The 19,701-nt window shown below is 67.1% G+C and carries 18 protein-coding genes; 9 read left to right on the forward strand and 9 right to left on the reverse strand.

All coding sequences use genetic code 11. The annotated features are described in order from the left end of the window. The first annotated feature begins 57 nt into the window (after positions 1-57). From ACFXHA_RS32245 to ACFXHA_RS32265, 5 genes are all read left to right on the forward strand, one after another. The gene (locus tag ACFXHA_RS32245; protein ID WP_379362799.1) at positions 58-630 is read left to right on the forward strand and encodes a hypothetical protein; all 573 of its coding nucleotides are present in this window, start codon (positions 58-60) and stop codon (positions 628-630) included. A 44-nt stretch (positions 631-674) separates the two neighbouring features. Further along, entirely contained in the window at positions 675-2,228 is a 1,554-nt protein-coding gene (locus tag ACFXHA_RS32250; RefSeq protein ID WP_379362801.1) for a multicopper oxidase family protein, read from the forward strand. Between the two features lie 139 nt (positions 2,229-2,367). Then, a complete protein-coding gene (locus ACFXHA_RS32255) occupies positions 2,368-2,784 on the forward strand; it encodes an acyl-CoA thioesterase (RefSeq protein WP_379362803.1) in 417 nt (138 codons plus the stop codon). Positions 2,785-2,976: 192 nt separating this feature from the next. Continuing rightward, the gene (locus ACFXHA_RS32260) at positions 2,977-3,438 is read left to right on the forward strand and encodes a hypothetical protein (protein WP_379362805.1); all 462 of its coding nucleotides are present in this window, start codon (positions 2,977-2,979) and stop codon (positions 3,436-3,438) included. 11 nt (positions 3,439-3,449) lie between these two features. Then, positions 3,450-4,409, forward strand: a complete 960-nt coding sequence (locus ACFXHA_RS32265; RefSeq protein ID WP_379362807.1) for a hypothetical protein — start codon at positions 3,450-3,452, stop codon at positions 4,407-4,409. A 125-nt stretch (positions 4,410-4,534) separates the two neighbouring features. Here the strand turns inward: ACFXHA_RS32265 and ACFXHA_RS32270 are convergent, their stop codons facing one another. Beyond that, entirely contained in the window at positions 4,535-4,780 is a 246-nt protein-coding gene (locus tag ACFXHA_RS32270; protein WP_033087059.1) for a helix-turn-helix domain-containing protein, read from the reverse strand. Positions 4,781-5,144: 364 nt separating this feature from the next. After that, the gene (locus ACFXHA_RS32275) at positions 5,145-6,776 is read right to left on the reverse strand and encodes an ABC-F family ATP-binding cassette domain-containing protein (RefSeq protein ID WP_379362809.1); all 1,632 of its coding nucleotides are present in this window, start codon (positions 6,774-6,776) and stop codon (positions 5,145-5,147) included. Between the two features lie 189 nt (positions 6,777-6,965). Here ACFXHA_RS32275 and ACFXHA_RS32280 point away from each other — a divergent pair, with 189 nt between their 5' ends. The 4 genes from ACFXHA_RS32280 to ACFXHA_RS32295 all read left to right on the forward strand — a co-directional run bounded on the left by ACFXHA_RS32280 (position 6,966) and on the right by ACFXHA_RS32295 (position 12,303). After that, a complete protein-coding gene (locus tag ACFXHA_RS32280) occupies positions 6,966-8,648 on the forward strand; it encodes an ABC-F family ATP-binding cassette domain-containing protein (RefSeq protein ID WP_379362811.1) in 1,683 nt (560 codons plus the stop codon). Positions 8,649-8,701: 53 nt separating this feature from the next. After that, entirely contained in the window at positions 8,702-10,021 is a 1,320-nt protein-coding gene (locus ACFXHA_RS32285; protein WP_379362813.1) for a family 1 glycosylhydrolase, read from the forward strand. Between the two features lie 321 nt (positions 10,022-10,342). Then, a complete protein-coding gene (locus ACFXHA_RS32290) occupies positions 10,343-11,833 on the forward strand; it encodes an APC family permease (protein ID WP_379362815.1) in 1,491 nt (496 codons plus the stop codon). Continuing rightward, entirely contained in the window at positions 11,830-12,303 is a 474-nt protein-coding gene (locus tag ACFXHA_RS32295) for a hypothetical protein (protein ID WP_379362817.1), read from the forward strand. Before ACFXHA_RS32290 ends, ACFXHA_RS32295 begins: the two co-directional genes overlap by 4 nt. Positions 12,304-12,366: 63 nt before the next feature. On the opposite strand, the gene purU is transcribed toward ACFXHA_RS32295, so the two are convergent. Genes purU through ACFXHA_RS32330 form a run of 7 tightly spaced genes read right to left on the reverse strand, consistent with a single transcriptional unit; the run spans position 12,367 to position 19,649 of the window. Further along, positions 12,367-13,263 (reverse strand): formyltetrahydrofolate deformylase, encoded by an 897-nt coding sequence (purU, locus tag ACFXHA_RS32300; protein ID WP_379362819.1) that lies wholly within the window; start codon positions 13,261-13,263, stop codon positions 12,367-12,369. After that, entirely contained in the window at positions 13,215-14,552 is a 1,338-nt protein-coding gene (locus ACFXHA_RS32305; RefSeq protein WP_379362821.1) for a flavin-containing monooxygenase, read from the reverse strand. The genes purU and ACFXHA_RS32305 overlap by 49 nt, the downstream gene beginning before the upstream one ends. A 12-nt stretch (positions 14,553-14,564) precedes the next feature. Then, positions 14,565-16,859: a DUF1989 domain-containing protein gene (locus ACFXHA_RS32310; protein ID WP_379362823.1), complete on the reverse strand. Its 2,295-nt coding sequence runs from the start codon at positions 16,857-16,859 to the stop codon at positions 14,565-14,567. After that, positions 16,860-17,852, reverse strand: a complete 993-nt coding sequence (locus tag ACFXHA_RS32315) for a DUF3445 domain-containing protein (protein ID WP_379362825.1) — start codon at positions 17,850-17,852, stop codon at positions 16,860-16,862. Continuing rightward, the gene (locus ACFXHA_RS32320; protein ID WP_379362827.1) at positions 17,849-18,781 is read right to left on the reverse strand and encodes a PDR/VanB family oxidoreductase; all 933 of its coding nucleotides are present in this window, start codon (positions 18,779-18,781) and stop codon (positions 17,849-17,851) included. The genes ACFXHA_RS32315 and ACFXHA_RS32320 overlap by 4 nt, the downstream gene beginning before the upstream one ends. Next, entirely contained in the window at positions 18,778-19,239 is a 462-nt protein-coding gene (locus ACFXHA_RS32325) for a dimethylamine monooxygenase subunit DmmA family protein (RefSeq protein WP_379362829.1), read from the reverse strand. The genes ACFXHA_RS32320 and ACFXHA_RS32325 overlap by 4 nt, the downstream gene beginning before the upstream one ends. Positions 19,240-19,256: 17 nt before the next feature. Next, entirely contained in the window at positions 19,257-19,649 is a 393-nt protein-coding gene (locus tag ACFXHA_RS32330; RefSeq protein WP_379362831.1) for an ethanolamine utilization protein, read from the reverse strand. Between the last annotated feature and the right edge of the window lie 52 nt (positions 19,650-19,701).

Genomic DNA, 19,701 nt, shown 5'->3' on the forward strand with positions numbered 1-19,701 from the left:
GCACCGGCGAATTCGCGAGGTTCCTGGCCGAGCCCGAGACGAACTCGAATCCTGCTGATGGCCCTGCGCACGGTAGCCACGCTCACCGCCGCCGATGGCGTGTTCCAGGCGCTGTTGGCGGGACGGTTCCTTGCCGGGAACTTCGACGCGCTCGGACTGCACGGCGCCAACACCAGTGTGCTTGCGGCACTGACAATCACGCTGCTCGGCGTGGTGATCATGTGGTGCCGCAACAAGCGCGGTCCGTGGCGGCCGACGGCGGTGATGCTCGCGCTGGTGGCCGCCGAGGGCGCGCAAGTCTGGTTCGCGCAGCGCAATCTACTCGAGCTGCATGTGCCACTGGGAGTCGGCATCATCGCGACGCTGGGGTTGCTCACCGCCTGGGCCTGGCAGACGACAGTCGAATCCGACAAACTGCTCAATCTGAACACGGCCTCGTCCGCCCAGGGCACTGCACCGTCCGCCCACAGCACGACCTCGCCCACCCAAGTCACAACCTCGCCCGCGGAATGTCCGACCCCGCCCACCCAAGTCGCAACCGCTCCCGCCCAAGTCGCAACCCCGACTACTCGAGGCGGAGCTCTGTCTGCTCGAGGCATGGTGCTGCCTGCCAGGGGCGTCGTCCGGTGATTCCCTTGCTGTTTCGCACACGGCCCACAGATTCGAGTTCGCCCGTGGACGCCGCCCCGCCCGGCTTCGCCACGTCTCGCCGCCAGTTTCTGCGTGCGGGCGGGATCGCGGTCGGTGCCGTCGCCGCGACGGGCGCGGGAATCTCGTGGCAGTTGTCCGGGCCGCGCACCCTCGGCGCGACCCTGCACAGCTCCGCACGGCTACCCGATCCGTTCACCATGCCGGGAGTAGTCCCGGCCGTCCTGGCACCCGAGCGTGTCGACGCGGCCGGCGACCACTACCGGATCATCCAGCGACCAGCCGTGCGGGAGATCCTGCCGGGGTATCGCACCGAAATCTGGGGCTACGAGGGGCAATTCCCGGGGCCGACGATCAGGACGCGGCGTGGCCGTCCGGCGTTCGTCACGCACCGCAACGAGCTCGGGGTGCCGACCGTCGCCCATCTGCACGGCGGTCATACACCCGCCGAATCCGACGGCTACCCAACCGATTACGTACTCCCAGCGACCGAAAGGACCTACGTTTATCCCAATGAGCAGCCCACAGCCACGCTCTGGTATCACGATCACCGTATGGACTTCACCGGTCCCGCGGTGTGGCGTGGCCTGGCGGGCTTCCATCTCATCGGCGACGATGCGGAGGATCGGCTCGGGCTGCCGTCCGGTGACCGGGAACTGCCACTGTTGTTGTGCGACCGTGCCTTCGATGCCGACGGCCGACTCATCTATCCCGCTGCGGATCCCAGCTCGATGCACTCCCCCGGCGTGACCGGCGACTACATGCAGGGCGTCCAAGGCGATGTGATGCTGGTCAACGGTGTGCCGTGGCCGCGCTACGAGGTGGCCTCGGTGCGGTATCGGCTGCGCTGGCTCAATGCCTCCAATGCCCGGGTGTATCGGCTGCGGCTCGACGGCCCGCACCGATCCGCGCCCGCGTTCGTGCAGATCGGGTCCGACGGCGGGCTACTCGGCGCGCCACAGCATCTCGACGCGCTCGACCTCTCGCCCGGGGAACGTCTGGACACGGTCGTCGACCTCACCGGCTACCGGCCGGGTGACGAGGTCACCGTGGTCAACGATCTCGGCGAGGGGCGCACCGTGGAGGTGCTGCGGCTACGGGTCACCCGGTCCGAGCCCGACACCTCCAGAATTCCGGATCGGCTGGCCGAATTCGAGCGGCTCGATCCGAAAACCGCGGTTCGTCGCCGCGACCTCCACTTCCGCATGGGCGATATGCCCCAAATGGAAGGAATGTCCGGCGATTCCGGGGCGAAGGGATGGCTCATCGATGATCGGCCCTTCGAGCCGGATCGCACGGACCTCACCGCCCGGCTCGGCGAGCTGGAGGTCTGGCGGCTGACGACCAACTTCGATCACCCGATCCACGTGCACCTGAATCATTTCCAGGTGCTCTCGCGCAATGGCTGTGACCCGCGACCGGCGGATCGCGGCTGGAAGGACACGGTGCACCTACCCGCCAGTCAGGAACTCGAGATCGCCGTCCGTTTCACCGACTACACCGGACGGTTCCTCGTGCACTGTCATAATCTCGAGCACGAGGACATGGCCATGATGGCCAACCTGACGGTGGCGGGGTGATCATCGACGCCGTGGCAACCTACTATTCGGTCAATTGCCGGATTCCAGACCGGCCGGTAGCCCCGCGATCGCGGGGCGTTGTGCCGTAGACCACTGGAAATACGGAATGGACAGCGCGCAGAGCCGGGTTGACAGTGCCATGGCCTTCTCTGTTCCCATCACCGTGCGCGGGTACGAGCTCGATATCAACGGGCATCTGAATCAGGCGGTGTATCTGCAGTATGCCGAGCACGCGCGCTGGGAGTTGTTGCGCGCGAGCGGCCTGCCGGGCGAGAAGATGGTCGCCGCGGGCATCGGCCCGGTGGTGCTGGAGCAGACCGTCAAGTACCGGCGGGAACTGCATTTGGGTGACGAAGTCAGCGTGACCTGCACGTTCGAGTGGACCGGGGGAAAGACGTTCCGGATGCACCAGCAGATCGTGAAAATCGACGGGACGGTATCGGCGCAGATCGAGGTCGTCTCCGGCATTCTCGATCTGCACGCCCGCAAACTGGTTGCGGATCCCGGTGCGGCACTGCGGGCCATTGCCGAGTCTCCGGAAGTGCTGAGTCTCTGAACGAATGCTCTCGCGCCGACCGCACCTCGTTTAATCAGCGAAAATCTTTCAGCGGGAGCGGTTTCCGAAACCCCGGCAAAGTTTGCCGGGGTGGCTGAAATCTTTCGTTGCGGACCGATTCCGGCGCCTCGAGGGATATGATTCAGATCACGCTCGGCCGCGCAGCAAATCCCGAGCAGATCGGAGTTCAGCATGACCGGCGCCCTGCACCGAACCGGATCGACCGCCGCCGTCGGCACCTCGCCACCGCTACCTGGCTACCTTGTCGCAGCCACCGAGCGAAGTATCAGCGTGCGGGTCGGTGACGGCACCTGGACCTTCCACCGGACCGACGTCCTCGACATCACCCGGTGGGACACTGCGGCGGCACAGACCGGCTGTGAGGGTCGGCCGGTGCTGGTGCACGTACGGTCCGGCGCCACTGCCGATTTCACGCGACGCCGCCGGGTCGAGGTCACCGATCGTCCGCTCACCCTGGCACCGGAGCAGAGCCCGGCGCGCGGTGACGACGAATTGCTCCGCGAGACCGAAATCTGGGCCCGCGGACTGGAACTGACCACTCGCCCGGGGGTCGGCGGAGCCACCATGACCTGTTGTCAGACCCGATCCCATCGCGGCAGCGACGACGGCATCGCCTGCGACAGCCTGGACTGACGGGGGCGCACATGCCCGCCCGCACAATGGGTTCGGTGCTCATCGTCACCGAGGCCGAGGACCTGCACGGCGATGCCCTGGCCGCCACCTTGCGCAAACACCACGGGCACAACCCGATTCGCCTCGACATGCGCGACTTCCCGCGTGAGAACGGCACTTTCCGGCTCGGCGGCGACGGCTCCTACCGCAGCCTGTCGCACATCTTCGGGCTCGACGATGTCACCTCCGTGTGGTGGCGGCGACCGCACCCCTGCGAGGTGCCGACCGGTCTGAGCGACGAGGACGACACCTACCGCAGGGCCGAATGCGATGGCTTCCTGCAGGGTCTGCTGTGGTCGGTTCCGGCGTTGTGGGTCAATGACCCCGGAGCCGACCGCACGGCTTCACGCAAGATCGTGCAGTTGGAGACGGCGTATCGCGCGGGCTTCGCGGTCCCGGAGACCCTGGTCACCAATGATCCCGACGAGGCTCGCGCGTTCATCGAATCCCGGCCCGGCCCAGTGGTTTACAAGCGTACGGGCACGGGTCGTGGCGCGTTCACCGAGACCCGGCTGTTCGCCCCGGCGGATTTCGACCGACTGGCCACGATCCGCAACTCCCCCACCATCTTCCAGGACTACATCCGCGCCGAGAGCGATCTGCGGATCGTCTGGGTGGACGGTATCGAGTGGGTGGTGCGCATCGATTCGCAATCCGGTGTGGGACGGGTGGATTCGCGCCTGGACACCTCGGTGGCCTTCACCGCCGACCGCCTGCCCGCCTCGGTGAGCAAGTCGCTCACCACGCTGATGGGTGCGCTGGGGCTGGCTTTCGGCGTGCTGGATCTGCGGGTGGGTATCGACGGCGAGTTCTACTTCCTGGAGGTCAACCCCCAGGGGCAGTTCGCCTACCTCGAGATCAAGACCGGTCTGCCGATGTTCCAGAGTCTCGCAAACCTGCTGGTACTCGGCGACGGGACCGTGATCCCCTAGGTGGCACACCCGCGCACGCCATACACGCAATGCGCACGCGTCATCGCGATCCGTCCGTGATCGCAAGTCCGCGACCGACTTTCGCCGGTCGGGACCTCACGTTCCGTTCCCGGAGCGGGATGACGCTACTTGCCGGCCTTGGCGGCCTTGCGGCGGTTCGCGCCACCCCGGCTGCGGAGTTGCACATGCGACTCCACCAGCACGTTGTGGATGAAGCCGTACGACCGCCCGGTTTCCCGGGCCAGGGACCGGATACTCGCTCCGGCCTCGTACTGCTTCTTCAACTGGGATTGCAAGCGATCGCGGGATTTCCCGGTGACGCGCGTGCCTTTACCCAATACGGCTTTACCCTGTGCGGGCCTGTCACTCATGGCTATCCTCCGAGTCGCCGTGGGCGCCTCATTCCAGGTTAGAGACTTGTTCTTCCGTGATCAACGAAACGCTGTGATCCGAGTCACCGCAATCCCCGCAAACAAACCGGACTGTCTTGAAGAATCGGGTCGGAGGTCACGATCTCACCGACCGGGAGGGTTTCGGACACGGTCCGACAACGGCTTCGATTCCGTTGAGACACAGCCGCTTCCACGCCACGGGCAACTCGGACCGGCCGGAATATGGGCTCTCGACGACGGAGCCTGGAGGGTGGGCCGTTGCTCGGCCCGGCACCGCCACCTGAAATGACGACTCCGGCCCGAGCCGGGCCGGAGTCGATGAGATCGCCTGGGGGACAGCCCGTCAGGCCAGCTGGATGAGGTCCAGGTAGTCCTGCGACCAGTGGTCCTCGGTGCCGTCGGGCAGCATGATGACCCGCTCGGGGTTGAGGGCCTCGGCCGCGCCCGGGTCGTGGGTCACCAGGACGACGGCACCGGCGTAGCTACGCAGCGCGTCGAGAACCTGTTCGCGGGAAACGGGATCGAGGTTGTTGGTCGGCTCGTCGAGCAGCAGCACGTTCGCGGCCGAGGAGACCAGACCGGCCAGCGCCAGACGCGTCTTCTCACCACCGGAGAGCGTGCCGGCCGGCTGGTCGAGCTGCGGGCCGGAGAACATGAACGCGCCCAGCAGGCTGCGCAGGTCCTGCTCGCCCGCGTCGGGGGCGGCGTGGCGGATGTTCTCCCACACCGTGGCCCGATCGTCGAGGGTGTCGTGCTCCTGCGCGAAGTAGCCGATCTTGAGGCCGCGGCCCGGATCGATCTGCCCGGCGGTCAGGGTCTCGACGCCCGCGAGCAGGCGCAGCATCGTGGTCTTACCGGCACCGTTGAGACCCAGGATCACCACGCGAGAGCCCTTGTCGATGGCCAGGTTCACACCGGTGAAGATCTCCAGCGACCCGTAGAGCTTGGTCAGGTTGGTGGCCATCAACGGGGTGCGGCCACAGGGCGCGGGTTCGGGGAACTTGATGCGCGCCACCTTGTCGGCCACGCGAATATCGTCGACCTCGTTCAGCATCCGCTCGGCCCGCTTGACCATCTGATGGGCGGCGGCGGCCTTGGTGGCCTTGGCGCCGAGCTTGGCGGCCTGCTGCTTGAGCGCGGACGCCTTCTTCTCGGCATTGGCACGCTCGCGCACGCGGCGCTGTTCGTCGGTGGCGCGGGCGTCGAGGTACTTCTTCCAGCCCATGTTGTAGATGTCGGCCTCACCGCGCACGGCGTCGAGGAACCACACCTTGTTGACCACGTCACCGAGCAGTTCGACATCGTGGGAGATCACGATGACCCCGCCGTCGTGCTGCTGCAGGAAGCCGCGCAACCAGTTGATGGAGTCGGCGTCGAGGTGGTTGGTTGGCTCGTCGAGCAGCAGCACGGTGTCGGACTTGCCGCCGCTGCCGTCGGAGGCGCTGAACAGGATGCGCGCCAGCTCGATTCGCCGACGCTGACCACCGGAGAGGGTCTTCAGCTGCTGGTTGAGCACCCGATCGGGCAGGGCCAGGCTGTGGCAGATGCGCGCGGCCTCGCTCTCGGCCACATAGCCGCCGAGCGCGGAGAACCGCTCCTCGAGCTGCCCGTACTTGCGGATCGCCTTATCGCGCTGCTTCTCATCGGCGACCTCGGCCATGAGCGCCTGCTGCTTCTCCATCTCACGCAGCAGCACGTCGAGTCCGCGCGCCGAGAGCACCCGGTCCTTGGCGAGGATGTCGAGGTTGCCTTCCTTCGGATCCTGCGGCAAATAACCGATTTCACCCGAACGAATGACCTTGCCCGCGTAAGGTTCACCCTCACCGGCCAGGATGCGCAGGGTCGTGGTCTTGCCCGCACCATTGCGCCCCACCAGCCCGATCCGATCACCGGCCTGCACCCGCAGCGCCGACCCCGGCGCCGTCAGCAGGGTGCGGACTCCGGCCCGGACCTCCAGGTCGGTCGCGGTGATCACAAGCGTCTCCTCGGTGCAGCGGTGGCGGGTCGATAACTGAGCTATGTGCGACATCGAAACGCACAAGAATCACCGATTTTATCGCAACTCCCGGAGACCCCGAGGTCAGGGGCAAGGTCGGTTGCGTCACCCCCTTCCGGACGGCAACTCGGTTGCATCCCGCGCACCGGTGCGGTTGCCTGTAGTCCCGTGGCCCATGTGAACGTTTCCGATGTCGAGTATTTCCTCGCCGATGGACGACAGCTGCTCAATGGAGTGAGCTTTCGGATCGGTGATGGTGTGAAGGCGGCGTTGATCGGCCCGAACGGCACGGGCAAGACGACGTTGATGAAGATCGTCGCCGGAGATCTCACCGCGGACGAAGGTGCGGTGGCACGAACCGGGTCGCTGGGGGTCATGCGGCAGTTCATCGGTCAGATCGATGACGAATCGACGGTGCGCGACCTGTTGTTGTCGGTGGCCGCACCGGCGGTCGGCGCGGCCGCGCGGGCGCTCGACGCCGCCGAGGACGCGATGATCGAAACCGACGACGAGGCAACCCAGTTGGCGTACGCGCACGCTCTCACCGGGTGGGGAGACGTCGGGGGCTACGAGATCGAGACGTTCTGGGACAAGGTCACCACCGCGGCCCTGGGCGTCGATTTCGACCGCGCGAAATGGCGAGCGGTCCGCACGCTCAGCGGCGGTGAACAGAAGCGATTGGTCCTCGAGGCCCTGTTCGCCGGGCCGGATGAAGTGCTGCTGCTCGATGAACCGGACAACTACCTCGATGTACCGGGCAAGCAGTGGCTGGAACGCACGATCGCCGGATCGAGCAAGTCGGTGCTGTTCATCAGCCACGACCGGGAGTTGATCGCGAACGCGGCCACCCGGATCGTCACCCTCGAGCCCGGGGTCAACGGCGCCACCTCATGGATTCACGGCGGCGGCTTCGCCGGCTATCAGCAGGCCCGCGAGGATCGCAACGCGCGGTTGGACGAACTGCGTCGCCGCTGGGACGAAGATCTCGCCAAATTGCGTGCGCTGGTGCTGCGGTTGCGGGAGAAGGCGAAGTTCAACGACGGTATCGCGGCGCGCTATCACGCCGCCCAGACGCGGTTGGCCAAGTTCGAGGTGGCCGGGCCGCCGGAAGCGATTCCTTTGCGGCAGAACATCTCCGTGCGGTTGCGCGGTGGGCAGACCGGCAAGCGGGCGCTGGTCTGTACTCAGCTGGAGTTGACCGGATTGATGCGGCCGTTCGACACCGAGATCTGGTTCGGCGACCGGGTGGCGGTGCTGGGCGCCAATGGATCCGGCAAGTCGCATTTCCTGCGGCTGCTCGCCACCGGCGGCACCGATCCCGATATCGAGCACCGCCCGGTCGGCGACCGCGGCCTCGCACCCGTGTCGCACACCGGCGTCGCCGCGCTCGGCGCCCGGGTGCGCCCCGGCTATTTCGCGCAGACCCATTCCCGGCCGGATCTGAACGGCCGAACCCTGCTCGAGATTCTGCATATGGGCGACGAGCATCGCGACGGCATGGGCCGGGAGGCAGCCAGCCGGCTGCTGGATCGCTACGGTCTCGCCAAGTCCGCCGAACAACGCTTCGACAGCCTGTCCGGCGGCCAGCAGGCCCGAGTGCAGATCCTGCTGCTCGAAATGTCCGGTGCCACCATGCTTTTGCTCGACGAACCCACCGACAACCTGGATCTCGCCTCCGCCGAAGCCCTCGAACAGGCCATCGGCGAGTTCGCGGGCACCGTAATCACCGTGACCCACGACCGCTGGTTCGCCCGCGACTTCGACCGCTTCCTCGTATTCGGTTCCGACGGAGTCGTTTACGAGAGCGACTCACCGGTGTGGGACGAGAAGCGCGTCCAACGCGCACGGTAGGACAAACCAGCGAAACGGTACCGTCGTCCGCGCGCTTCCGGAAAAGATGGATCATGCGCAAGATCTCTCGACGCAGTGTGCTCGGTATGACCGCGGCCGTTGTCACCGGTGCGCTCTCCGGACGCCCCCGCGCCGCACTCGCCGACCCCACACCGCCGAGCACGGAATTCTGCTGGGGCGTAGGCACTTGCGGCTTCCAGAGTGAGGGCCACTCGCCCGACAGCCACCAGCGCCGGTCGTTCCTGACCCGATCGCAACTCGCGGAGTTCCCCGATTCCGTCGACTTCTACACTCGCTATCGCGAGGACATCGGGCTGGCGGCAGATCTGGGAGTCGGCGTCTATCGCATCACGATCGAATGGGCGCGGCTGCAGCCGGAACCCGGCGCGTGGGACGAGGACGGTTTCGCCTTCTACGACCGAGTCCTCGATGCGATGGCGGCACAAGGGATCCGGCCGATGCTGGTCCTGGATTCGTGGGTGTATCCGGTGTGGGTCGGTGAGCGTGGCGGCTGGCGCAGTCCGCAGGTGGTCGACGCGTGGGTGGCGAACGCGCGAAAGGTGGTGGACCGCTACGCCGATCGCGATCCGCTGTGGATCACGTTCATCACCCCTGCCGGGTATGTGAAATACGAGGTGCAGGACGGTATGCCGCTGAGTGACGTACCGGCCATGGCAGCCCGAATCGTCCAGGCGCACAACGCCATTTACGACCACATCCACCGGGTCCGGCCGGACGCCCGGGTAGGCATGTCGATGAACGTCGGCATCTTCGACGTGACCGAGAGCGTGATCCTGGATCAGGTTGTCGACCGAGTGGATTACGTCGGCCTGGGAAACTACATCAGCGTATCGCTCGAAAATCTGCCGGATCTCGCGGAACACGCGGTGATCGCCCCACATGATCTGAGCAGCCCGCTCGCGTATTGGGTACAACCGGAATCGATCTTTTACGCGTTGCGCTACTGCGCCCGACGGTATCCCGGCAAGCCACTGTATGTGGTGGACAACGGGATCGTGTCCTGGAACGGCTATCGGGAAGACGGCTACGACCGAGCCGACCACCTGCGCGACACCGTCTACTGGATCCAACGCGCCCGCTCCGACGGGATCGATGTCATCGGCTACAACTACTGGGGTCTGACCGACACCTTCGAATGGGGCAGCTACGACCTGCGTTACGGCCTCTACAGCGTAGAGGTGCGCACCGACCCCACCCTGACCCGAAGGCCCACCGACGCCGTCGCCGCCTACCGCGAGATCACCACCGCCGACGGCGTACCCCACGACTACCTGCCCACTCGCGATCCGGCCGCATGCTCATTGGTCGACCTGCCATCGAGCTGCGGCGATCCGGTCACGGTCCCCCGCTGATCAGTTCAGCGGCAGGGGTTTTCGATCGCATGTCCCGTTTGCGAGTGCTGTCCGGGTCGAGATCCCAGATGCGCAGACCGATACTCCGACGGCCCTCCTCGCCCGAAGCTCGACCGGATCCTGCGGGTGGTCGGCGAATAGTGCCGGGATGGCTTGCAGGTGAAGAGAAGCCGGTCAGGCGAGCTCGGTTCCGGCGACAGCCACCGACGCCGTCTCATATGGTTACACGCGATTTATTGCGCTGAAACAGTTGGGCCGTCTACTTCCTAGCAGGCGATCACCGTCCACGTGATGCCTGGTCCGAGTGAGATGGATAGACCAATGACAATCAGCGACACCGCGAGTTCTACGGCGGGGGAATCGAAATTGCATCAGGGCACCAACTGGTGGGGTGCCTTCGTCATCGGGTTGGCGGCACCGATTCTGGTGACCGGGATCGACCCGCCCGCCATTCAGGCGTTGGGGGCCGCCGCCATTCCGATCCTGGCGCTGACCACGGTGGTCGGGGTGCTGCTGTGCCTGGTCGTGGCGGAACTCGCGGCTTCCATGCCGCATCGAACCGGCGGCCTGCCGTCCTACGCCACCGAATCGCTGCAGCCGCTGCACGCCGGTGCGGCACGGCATTTGGGTGGCGTCTCGGCCTGGGCGTACTGGCTGGGCTGGTTTCCGGTGGCGCCGATCAACATGATTCTGGCCTCGGCCTACATCACTCAGCTGTTCCATATTCCGCAGGGCCGGTCGTTCCTGCCGTTCGGCTCCATCGGCAGCCCCATTTCCCTTGCGGTGCTGCTGATTTCCGTCGCCGGGATCCTCGTCATGTTCGTGCCCTCGTATCTGGGCATCCGCCTGGGCGCGGGTTTCGCCACCGTGATGGGCATCGTGTCGATGGCCCCGTTGACGCTGTTGATCGTGCTGCCGCTGACCCGGCCGAGCTCGATGCATCTCTCGAACCTGTCCGGCTTCCATTTCGCCTCCGGTGTCACCGGCAGCCCGACCCTGATCCTGTCCTGGATGTTCGTCATGAGCTGGTCGGTGCTGGGCATGGAGGCGGTGGCCTGCTACGTGCCGGAGTGCCGCAACCCGGCACGGGACGCGAAGATCGCCACCACCGCCGAAAGTCTCTACGGTTTCGCGGTTTTCGTGCTGACCGCGGTGGTCCTGGTGGCGGTGCTGGGTGGCGCGGAGAATGTGGACCCGCTGACCATCTTCTCCACCCTGATCTCCAAGGTGACCGGGCAGTCGGGCAGCTGGGTGCAGTATCTGATCGGCATTCCGCTGATCGTGGCGCTCATGCTCTCGGTACTCAATGCCCTGATGGGTTGTGCGCGTTCGCTGTATCAGGCGGCCGAGGACGGCATGCTGCCGCGCTGGTTCGGCAAGCTCAACACCCACCGGGTGCCCGCGCGGGCCATGGCCTTCAATGTGGTGTGCTCGATCGCGGTGGTGCTGTTCGGTAGTCCGCTGCGGATCTACGTGTTCTCCAATATGGGGTACCTGTTCGCGGTCACGGTGGCGTTCTTCAGCTATGCCGTGCATCGCCAGACCCGTCCGGACGCGGTGCGCCCGCTCCGGTTGCCGGGATTCATGCGCTGGGTGTCGCTGGCGCTCGGCGTTTTCTGCGCGATCCTGTGGGCCTTCGGCGGCTGGAACAGTCCGGCGATCGTGGTCGGCACGCCCAGTCACGACCTGTTCCTGCTCGGGGTGGCGATCGTGGCCGCCTATGTGCCGCTGCACCTTTGGCGGCGCCTCACCGACCGGCGGCAGCCCGCGGCCGCGGTGCTGACCGGTACGCCCGCGGAGTCCGCGGCATGACGTCCGGTTTTCCGGGTGCGGCCCGGCGGCGGGGTGGCCCGCCGCCGGGTTCGCCGCGCGACACCGTCGTGGTGCTGCGCCCCGATACCCCGGCCTCCCCCGAACTGCTCGGTGCGGCCCGCCGCGCCGGTGGCCCGGTCACGGTGGTGGCGATCCTGCGGGTGCACGGATTCGCCTTCGGCCTCCCCAATCCCGGTCTGCTGCCGACCCGTTCGGAACGGTCCCGGGCCGAGGAGGCGGTCGCTTCGACACTGGCCGGGCTGCGCAAGGCGGGTGTGGAGGCCGACGGTCAGATCGTGGTCACCCGCAAGGCCACCAAGGCGATCGCCGGTATCGTGCACCGCCGCGGTGCCCGGCAGGTGCTGATGGAACAGCCGGTCGGCGGTCGTCTGCGCCGCCTGGTCGAGGGTGATCCGGTCCGGGCCCTCGCCCGTCGCGTAAAGCACACGGCCACGGTCGAAACAGCCTGAGCCACTACGCAGAAGGAAAGGGTCCGGGACAGTGTCCCGGACCCTTTCGTATGCCCGCTCCGATCAGGCGAAGACCACGGTCCGATCGCCATTGCGCAGCACCCGGTCCTCGGCATGCAGTCGCACGGCCCGGGCCAGCACCATGCGCTCCACATCCCGCCCCAGGGCGACCAGTTGCTCCGGACCGTGGTGGTGATCGACCCGCACCACGTCCTGTTCGATGATCGGCCCCTCGTCCAGCTCGGCGGTCACGTAATGCGCGGTGGCCCCGATGAGTTTGACGCCCCGCAGGTGCGCCTGATGGTAGGGCCGGGCACCCTTGAATCCGGGCAGGAACGAGTGGTGGATATTGATGGCCCGCCCGTCGAGGGCCCGGCACAGGTCGTCGCTGAGCACCTGCATGTAGCGGGCGAGCACCACCAGGTCGATGCGGTGCTCGGCGATCAGTGCCAGCAGTCGCGCCTCGGCCGCCGGCTTCGAATCCGGGGTCACCGGAACATATTCGAACTCGATGCCGTGCCGCTCCACCTCACCGCGCGCGCCGTCGTGATTGGACACCACGAGCGGCACGTCGATGGGCAGTTCCCCGATGCGACGCCGATAGAGCAGGTCTTCGAGGCAGTGGTCGGCGCGCGACACCATGACCAGCACCCGTGGCCGGTCCCCGATGGGCCGGACCTTGAGCGCCGGTTCGAAGGCCGCCAGCCGGGTGCCGAGTTCGGTGCGGGCGGCGTCCACATCGGTCTCGGGACTGTCGAATGTCATACGCAGGCAGAAGGTTCCGCTGCGGTCGTCGAAGAACTGCTGACTCTCGACGATATTGCCCTTCAGCTCGAAGACCGCCTCCGACAGGGCGCGCACGATGCCGGGCCGGTCCCGGCACCGCAGGGTCACCACGTAGCGTTCCACGGCTAGCCGCCCAGGAAGGTGGCGAGGCTGTCGTCGGGCTCGTCCCACCATGGGGTGTGGTGCAGGGGCGCGACGGTGCCGGTGACGGGTGAGGCGAAGGCGCGGTCGCGGTATCCGGTGATGGTCTCGACCTTGTGGTGTTCCCAGGTGTTGAAGTGCTCGCGCACGAGGTCCAGGTCGAAAGGCGCGTAGTCGGTGTGGGTCATGAGTTCGCGCACGTAGTCGGTTTGGAAGTCGATGTCGTCGGCGGGTCCGTCGCATGCCGCCAGTCGTTGCCGCCAGGCCGCGACGTCCGCGGTCATGGTGTCGGCGTCGGGCAGAGTGATCCGGCCCAGCGCCACGTCGCGGGCATAGAACGCCTGGGCGTCGAACATGGTGAAGGTGAAGTACTGGTCCTGCATCGACAGGTACAGCAGTTTCGGATTGGCCGTCCACACCACACCCTTGTACAGGCCCTCCGGGTAGAGGTTGTTGCCCGTGGTGAGACGCAATTCCGGTGCGATGAACGGGAAGTGGTGCCGGTAGCCGGTACACAGCACGACGGCGTCCACCTCGCGGCTGGTGCCGTCGGCGAAGTGGGCCGTGCGGCCTTCCACCCGCACCAGCGCGGGCACCTCGGAAATACCTGCGGGCCAGTCGAATCCCATGGGCTCGTGCCGATAGGCGATGGTGACCGACCGTGCCCCGTACTTCAGCGTCTGCAGCGCGATGTCCTCGGCGGAGTAGCTGCTGCCGAGCACCAGCAGGTCCTTACCCGCGAATTCGGCGGCGTCGCGGAAGTCGTGCGAGTGCAGGATGCGGCCAGGAAAGTCCGCGAAGCCAGGGTATTCCGGCATGTTCGGTGTCGAGAAGTGCCCGGTGGCGACGATGACGCGGTCGAAGACCTCGGTGGTCAGGCCGCCCTCGGCGAGATCCTCGACGGTGAGCCGGAACTCCTCGCCCGACGCATCCCAAGCCAGCTCACGCACCGCGGTGTCGAACCGAATGTACGGGCGCACATTGGCTTTCTTGGCACGCCCGGTGATGTAGTCGTAGAGCACCGCGCGCGGCGGGAACGACGGGATGGGTCCGCCGAAGTGCTCGTCGAACGGATAGTCGGCGAACTCGAGGCATTCCTTGGGGCCGTTGGACCACAGGTAGCGGTACATGCTGCCGTGCACCGGGTCACCGTGTTCGTCGAGTCCGGTGCGCCACGTGTAATTCCACAGGCCGCCCCAGTCGCTCTGCTTCTCGAAGCAGACGATCTCACCGACGTCTGCGCCGTCGCGACGGGCGGCTTCGAAGGCGTGTAACTGGGCCAGCCCGCTCGGTCCGGCGCCGATAATGGCGATGCGGGTCATGATGATTCCTCCTCAGGAGCGGGGACGGGTCTTGTCTGGGTCGTAGAAGGGAAAGGGGACGACGGTGGCGGTCAGTCGTTTGCGGTGACCGTCGAGCTTGCCGACCTCTACCGTGGTGCCGGGGGTCGCGTATCGAACCGCTATGCGACACAAAGCGATCGACCCGAACAGCGGGGTGCGGGCGGCAGAGGTGACGACGCCGACCTGAGAGCGGCCGACATGCACACTGTCGCCGTGGGCGGCGGTTTCGGGGCCGTCCAGGCGCAGGCCGACCAGGGTGCGCTGCGGATGCGCCTTGCGCTCGAGCAGGGCGTCGCGGCCGACGAAATCGACGGTCTTGGATTTCAGCGGCACGGTGAAGCCGATTCCGGCCTCGAAGGGATCGGTCTGATCGCAGAACTCGTAGCCCGCGAACACCAGCCCGGCCTCGATGCGGATCATGTCCAGCGCGGTCAGGCCCAGCGGGGCGAGTCCGTGCGGGATTCCGGCCTCCCACACCGCATCCCACAGCGCGGGCGCGTCGTCGGGATGCGCCCACAGCTCGTAGCCGAGCTCGCCGGAGTAGCCGGTGCGCGAGACCACCAGCGGGATGCCGTCGGGTCCGCCGAGGCGGCCGATCAGGAACCGGAACCACCCCAGCTCGCGCAGGGCCGGTTGGGTGGGTGGCGTCCAGATCAGCGGGCCGAGAAGTTCACGGCTGACGGGACCTTGGACGGCGATATTGTGCAGCTGTGGCGTGGAGTCCTTGATCCATACCCGATCCAGCCCGAGCCGGTCGGCTTGTTCGCGCAGCCACACCCCGTCGTAGGGGTCGCCGCCGACGAATCGGAAGTTGTTCTCCCCCAACCGGAATACCGTGCAGTCGTCGATCATACCACCGGTCTCGTTGCACATGGCCGAGTACACGACCTGCCCGGTGGCGAGCTTGCCGATATCGCGGGTGAGCGTCGCCTGGAGCAACGCCTCGGCATCGGGTCCGAGGATCTCGAACTTGCGTAGCGCGGACAGGTCCATGACGGCAGCACGTTCACGGCAAGCCAGGTACTCCTGCCGGGGCCCGTGATTGTCGAATTCCGTCGGCAGCCAGAACCCACGATAGTCGGTGAGCTGCTGAGTGAGTGCCCTTGTGCGGGTCGCGAATCCGCTGTCGCTGGTCAGTACCGCCGGTGCGTCGGGGGTGACTCGGGAGGCCAAGGCCACGGAGAACTTCCTGTCCGTGTCGTAGACGCGCACGTGCACGTCGGTGGGCTGCCAGCCGTTGGCGGGGTCGATATCGTCCGGGCAGGCCGAGGAGGCGCAGACCAGGTCGGTCGCCGCCCGCAACAGCACGTAATCGCCAGGCCGCGACCAGGGTTCGTCCACGACGAACTGGTGATCGGCGTCGAAAGCGGTGTTGTAGAAGAGGTTCAGCGCCTCCCACCCGCGGCGCGCGCCAATGCCGTAGCGGGCGAGTTCGGCATTGAAGTTGTCGGTGCAGTTGAGGTGGCCGGGATAGCCCATGTCCGCGTAGTACTTCGCGGTGCAGGCCAGCGCGAAGGTGTCGTGGCGGCCGACGGTGTCGCGCACCACCTCGAGCAGAGGCCGGGTGCGGCGGTCGAAGAAGCGGCCGGACAGGCCGGGTTTCGGGAAGGCGTGACCGATCATCGTGCGGGTGGTGGTCGGGTCCAAGCCGTATTCGAGACCGTCCTGGAGGGCGCGGGCGTCGAAGGCGAGCAGGTCCGAGCACTGTCGCCCGGCGACGTCCAGGATCTGAATGTAATGGCCCGCACGGACTTCGTAGCCGCGCGCGGTCGCGGCGTCGATGCGCAGGTCCAGGACGGGTTCGAGCAGTGGGGGCGGCAATTCGGGCGGGCCGGGTGGCGGCGGGGTGGCGCGACGGAGTTCGAGGAGCAGTTCCGAGGCCGGATTCGGGTCGACGGGATCGAGTCGGGTGGTCGGGGCGGGCGCGGCGACCAGCACGAGGGCAGCAGCCTCGACGCGCAGCCCGACCCGGGCGCCGGCGGGCGAGAACGGGCCGAAAAGCCGTGTGGCCCTGGCCTCTCGGGCATCGATCCCCCGTGCGGCCAGCAGGGCGAGAATGCGTCCCGCCGCGTACCCGTTCTCATCGGTCCCCGCTCGCAGGCCGCCCAGCACCGTGGCCGGGGCGTCGGCGGCGACCTCGGGTACGGCATCCGGAACCCCCGCGAGCACGGTCACTTCGGCGACCTGCCGCCCGTGCGGATCGATGATGTCGAGCCGATCACCGGGTCCGGCCCGCACCGCCGTGACCGCGCCGGGATGAACCCGATAGCGCTCGGCGGTGCTCATCTACGCGTCCATTCCGATCGAGCCCAGCCACGCCACCGCAGGTTCCCGGGTGCGGGTGAGGCCCTTGTAATCGGCCATGTCCTGCGGCAATTCGGCCAGCACCCGGTGCAGCCGGCGTCCCCATTCGGGCACGCTCGCCACCTCGCGCAGGGACCGCAGATAGGTGCGGATGAGGAACATGACCGCACCGGAATTGGCGAGCCGGATCAGATGCTGCACCTCCACGCGCAGGTACAACCGGTCGCCCACCGCGCTGAGCGGGCCCTCGGCGAGGGTGCGCCGGTCGCGGCCCCACTCGGGATAGCCCTCGGTGGAGGTGTCGAGCTTGCCGTCCACGGTGAGCGTCCAATTGGTGCGCCGATACGCCTGTTCCGGGGTCAGCCGCAGGAGGAAATCGTGGGCCCGCGTGATCACCCGTTCGGTGTGGATGCGCGGTACCGGGCCGTGGATCTCGAGAAAGCTCATGCCGCAGTCGAATCCCATGGACCAGTCCGCGGCGAAGGTCACCACCCCCGCGTCGCCCCACAGCCCGCCTTCGCGCTGATCGAGCAGCACGATGTCCTCCTGCACCTGGTCGGCGATGAAGCGCAGCGGCGGCGCGGGCAGGCTGTCCTCGTCGCCGTAGGTGAACGAGAGGTCGGCGCCGAGGCGGTCATTGCGCCAGCGCCAACGCGATCCGTCGCGAGCCAGCGACATGTCCGCCGGGTATTCGGCGGCGAGCCGGTCCATGAGCGTGAGCATGGCGTCCCAGGCCGCCGCGGCCATGTGCGGCAGGCACTGGTAGCGGCCCGGGTCACGATCGAGAATCGCGGTCCGCTGGGCCAGTTCGGGTAGGTAGTGCTCGTCGATGTCGAGTTGATGCGCGCCCCAGGAGCCCGCCGCGGTGGTGGCCACGGAACCGGCCGGTTCGATGTTGGTGCTGTAGCGGTACTCGTCCTTGGTGAACGGGAACGGGAAGCGGCGCAACGCTGCCGAGTATTCGATGGTGGTCATAGCTCCAGCTCCAGTAGGTCGCCCGTGGCACGGGAGACGCAGGCCATGAGCGCGTCGCCGGCGGCGCGTTCGTCCTCGGTGAGGTAGTGGTCGCGGTGTTCGATGCCGCCGCCGCGCACACCCAATCGGCATTCCCCGCAAACACCCTGACGGCACAGGTTGGGCACCCGAATCCCCTTGGCCAGCAGGGCATCCAGCAGCGTCGCCTCCGGAGCGACCTTCACCAGCAGCCCGCTGCGCCCGAGCTTGGCCGCGAACGGCGCGCCCGGTTCGGTGAAAGCGGCGGCGAAACGTTCGGCGTGCAACCGCTGGGCGGGCCAGCCCGCCTCGATCGCCCGGGCGTGCACTTCGTCAATCAGGGCGGCTGGTCCGCAGGTATAGAGGTGGGTGCCGAGGGGCTGATCGCGCAGCGCGGGGCCGAGTTCCGACCACAGCGCCGCCCGGCCCGCGTGCACGATCAGCCGGGTACCGCACAGCTCACGCAGCTCGTCCAGATGGGCGATGTCGTCCGGGCGGCTCACATAATGCAGTGCGAACGAGCGGCCCCACTCGACCGCCGCCCGCACATGCGACAGCAGCGGCGTGATGCCGATGCCACCGGCCACGAACAGGTGGTGGCGCGCGGCGGCCACGGGCGGGAAGTCGCTCCGCGGCGCGGACACCGACAGCGTCGCGCCCACCGGCAGTTCGTGCAGCTCCCGTGATCCGCCGTGCCCCTCCCGTTCCCGGCGCACGGAGATCGCGTAGTGGCCGGGAGCAACCGCGGGACCGGTGAGCGAGTAGGAATTCCGCCGTCCCCCGGGCACTTCGACCGCGATGTGACTGCCCGGCGCGAAGGACGGGAGGGGCGCACCGACCGGGTCGACCAGGATCAGTTCGCGCACCGTGGGGGTGCGCAGGGTCGCGGTCGCGAGTCGCAATTCCCTCATGGCAGTTCCTCCGCATCGACTCGATAACCCATGTACGCGCCTCGTCGCCGCGAGAAGTGGTGGTAGACGACCAGCGGCACACCGCATCCCGCGCAGGACACGACATCGCCGACGTCGACGTGTGCGGTGGTGTCCGCCCAGCAGTGGGTACAGCTCACGCGTCGCCGGGCCGAGTCCTCCACCAGGGTGGTGATCTCGGCATCGAGTGCGCCGGCTGCCAGCAACCGGGCCCGCACCTCGGACACCGTGGCGTCGGTGCCGTGGATGACGAAATGCCATCCCACACAGGCTTTCTCCAGGAGTGGTTCCAGATCCTCCGGGCACACCACCCGGACCCGCTCCCCCAGTTCGCCGGTTAGCCCGGTGGTGTCGGGAGACTCCGCGATGAGCACGACGAGGGCCGCGTGCGCGGGGACGGGAAGGGCCGGTGACCAGCGGGGAACGCTGGTGTGGGGCATACTGACCGGCATGGCGGCTAGGGCGCGAAGGTGCGGTAGCCGACGTAGAACGCCAGCGCCCGGTCCGGGGTGGAGAACAGGATGCGCGATCCCTTGGGAAAGAAGATCGCGTCGTGGGCCCTGGCGGTCAGCACCTGGCCGGTGTCCGGATTCTCCAGCCGGAACTCGCCTTCCAGGATGATCTTCATCTCGTCGTATTCGTAGTAGTAGTCCAGGGGGGCGTCGGTGTGGCGGAGTTCGAAGTAGCCCGAGCACATGGGTGAGCCCTCGGGGTTGGCGTAGACGTCGGCGATGTAGGCGTCGGTGCCCGGATACTGTTCGATCGACATGGGCGGCAACGTTTTCCAGAATCCGGTGGTGACCCGGAACGGGGTGGCGGTGCTGGTGTCGGGGGCGGCTGACTCGGCCATGATGACTCCGGTTTTCTAGTGTGGAGAAACGTAGGTTAATGTGAGGAAACAG

This window comes from Nocardia sp. NPDC059240, from assembly GCF_042753865.1.
Classification (GTDB): Bacteria; Actinomycetota; Actinomycetes; order Mycobacteriales; family Mycobacteriaceae; genus Nocardia.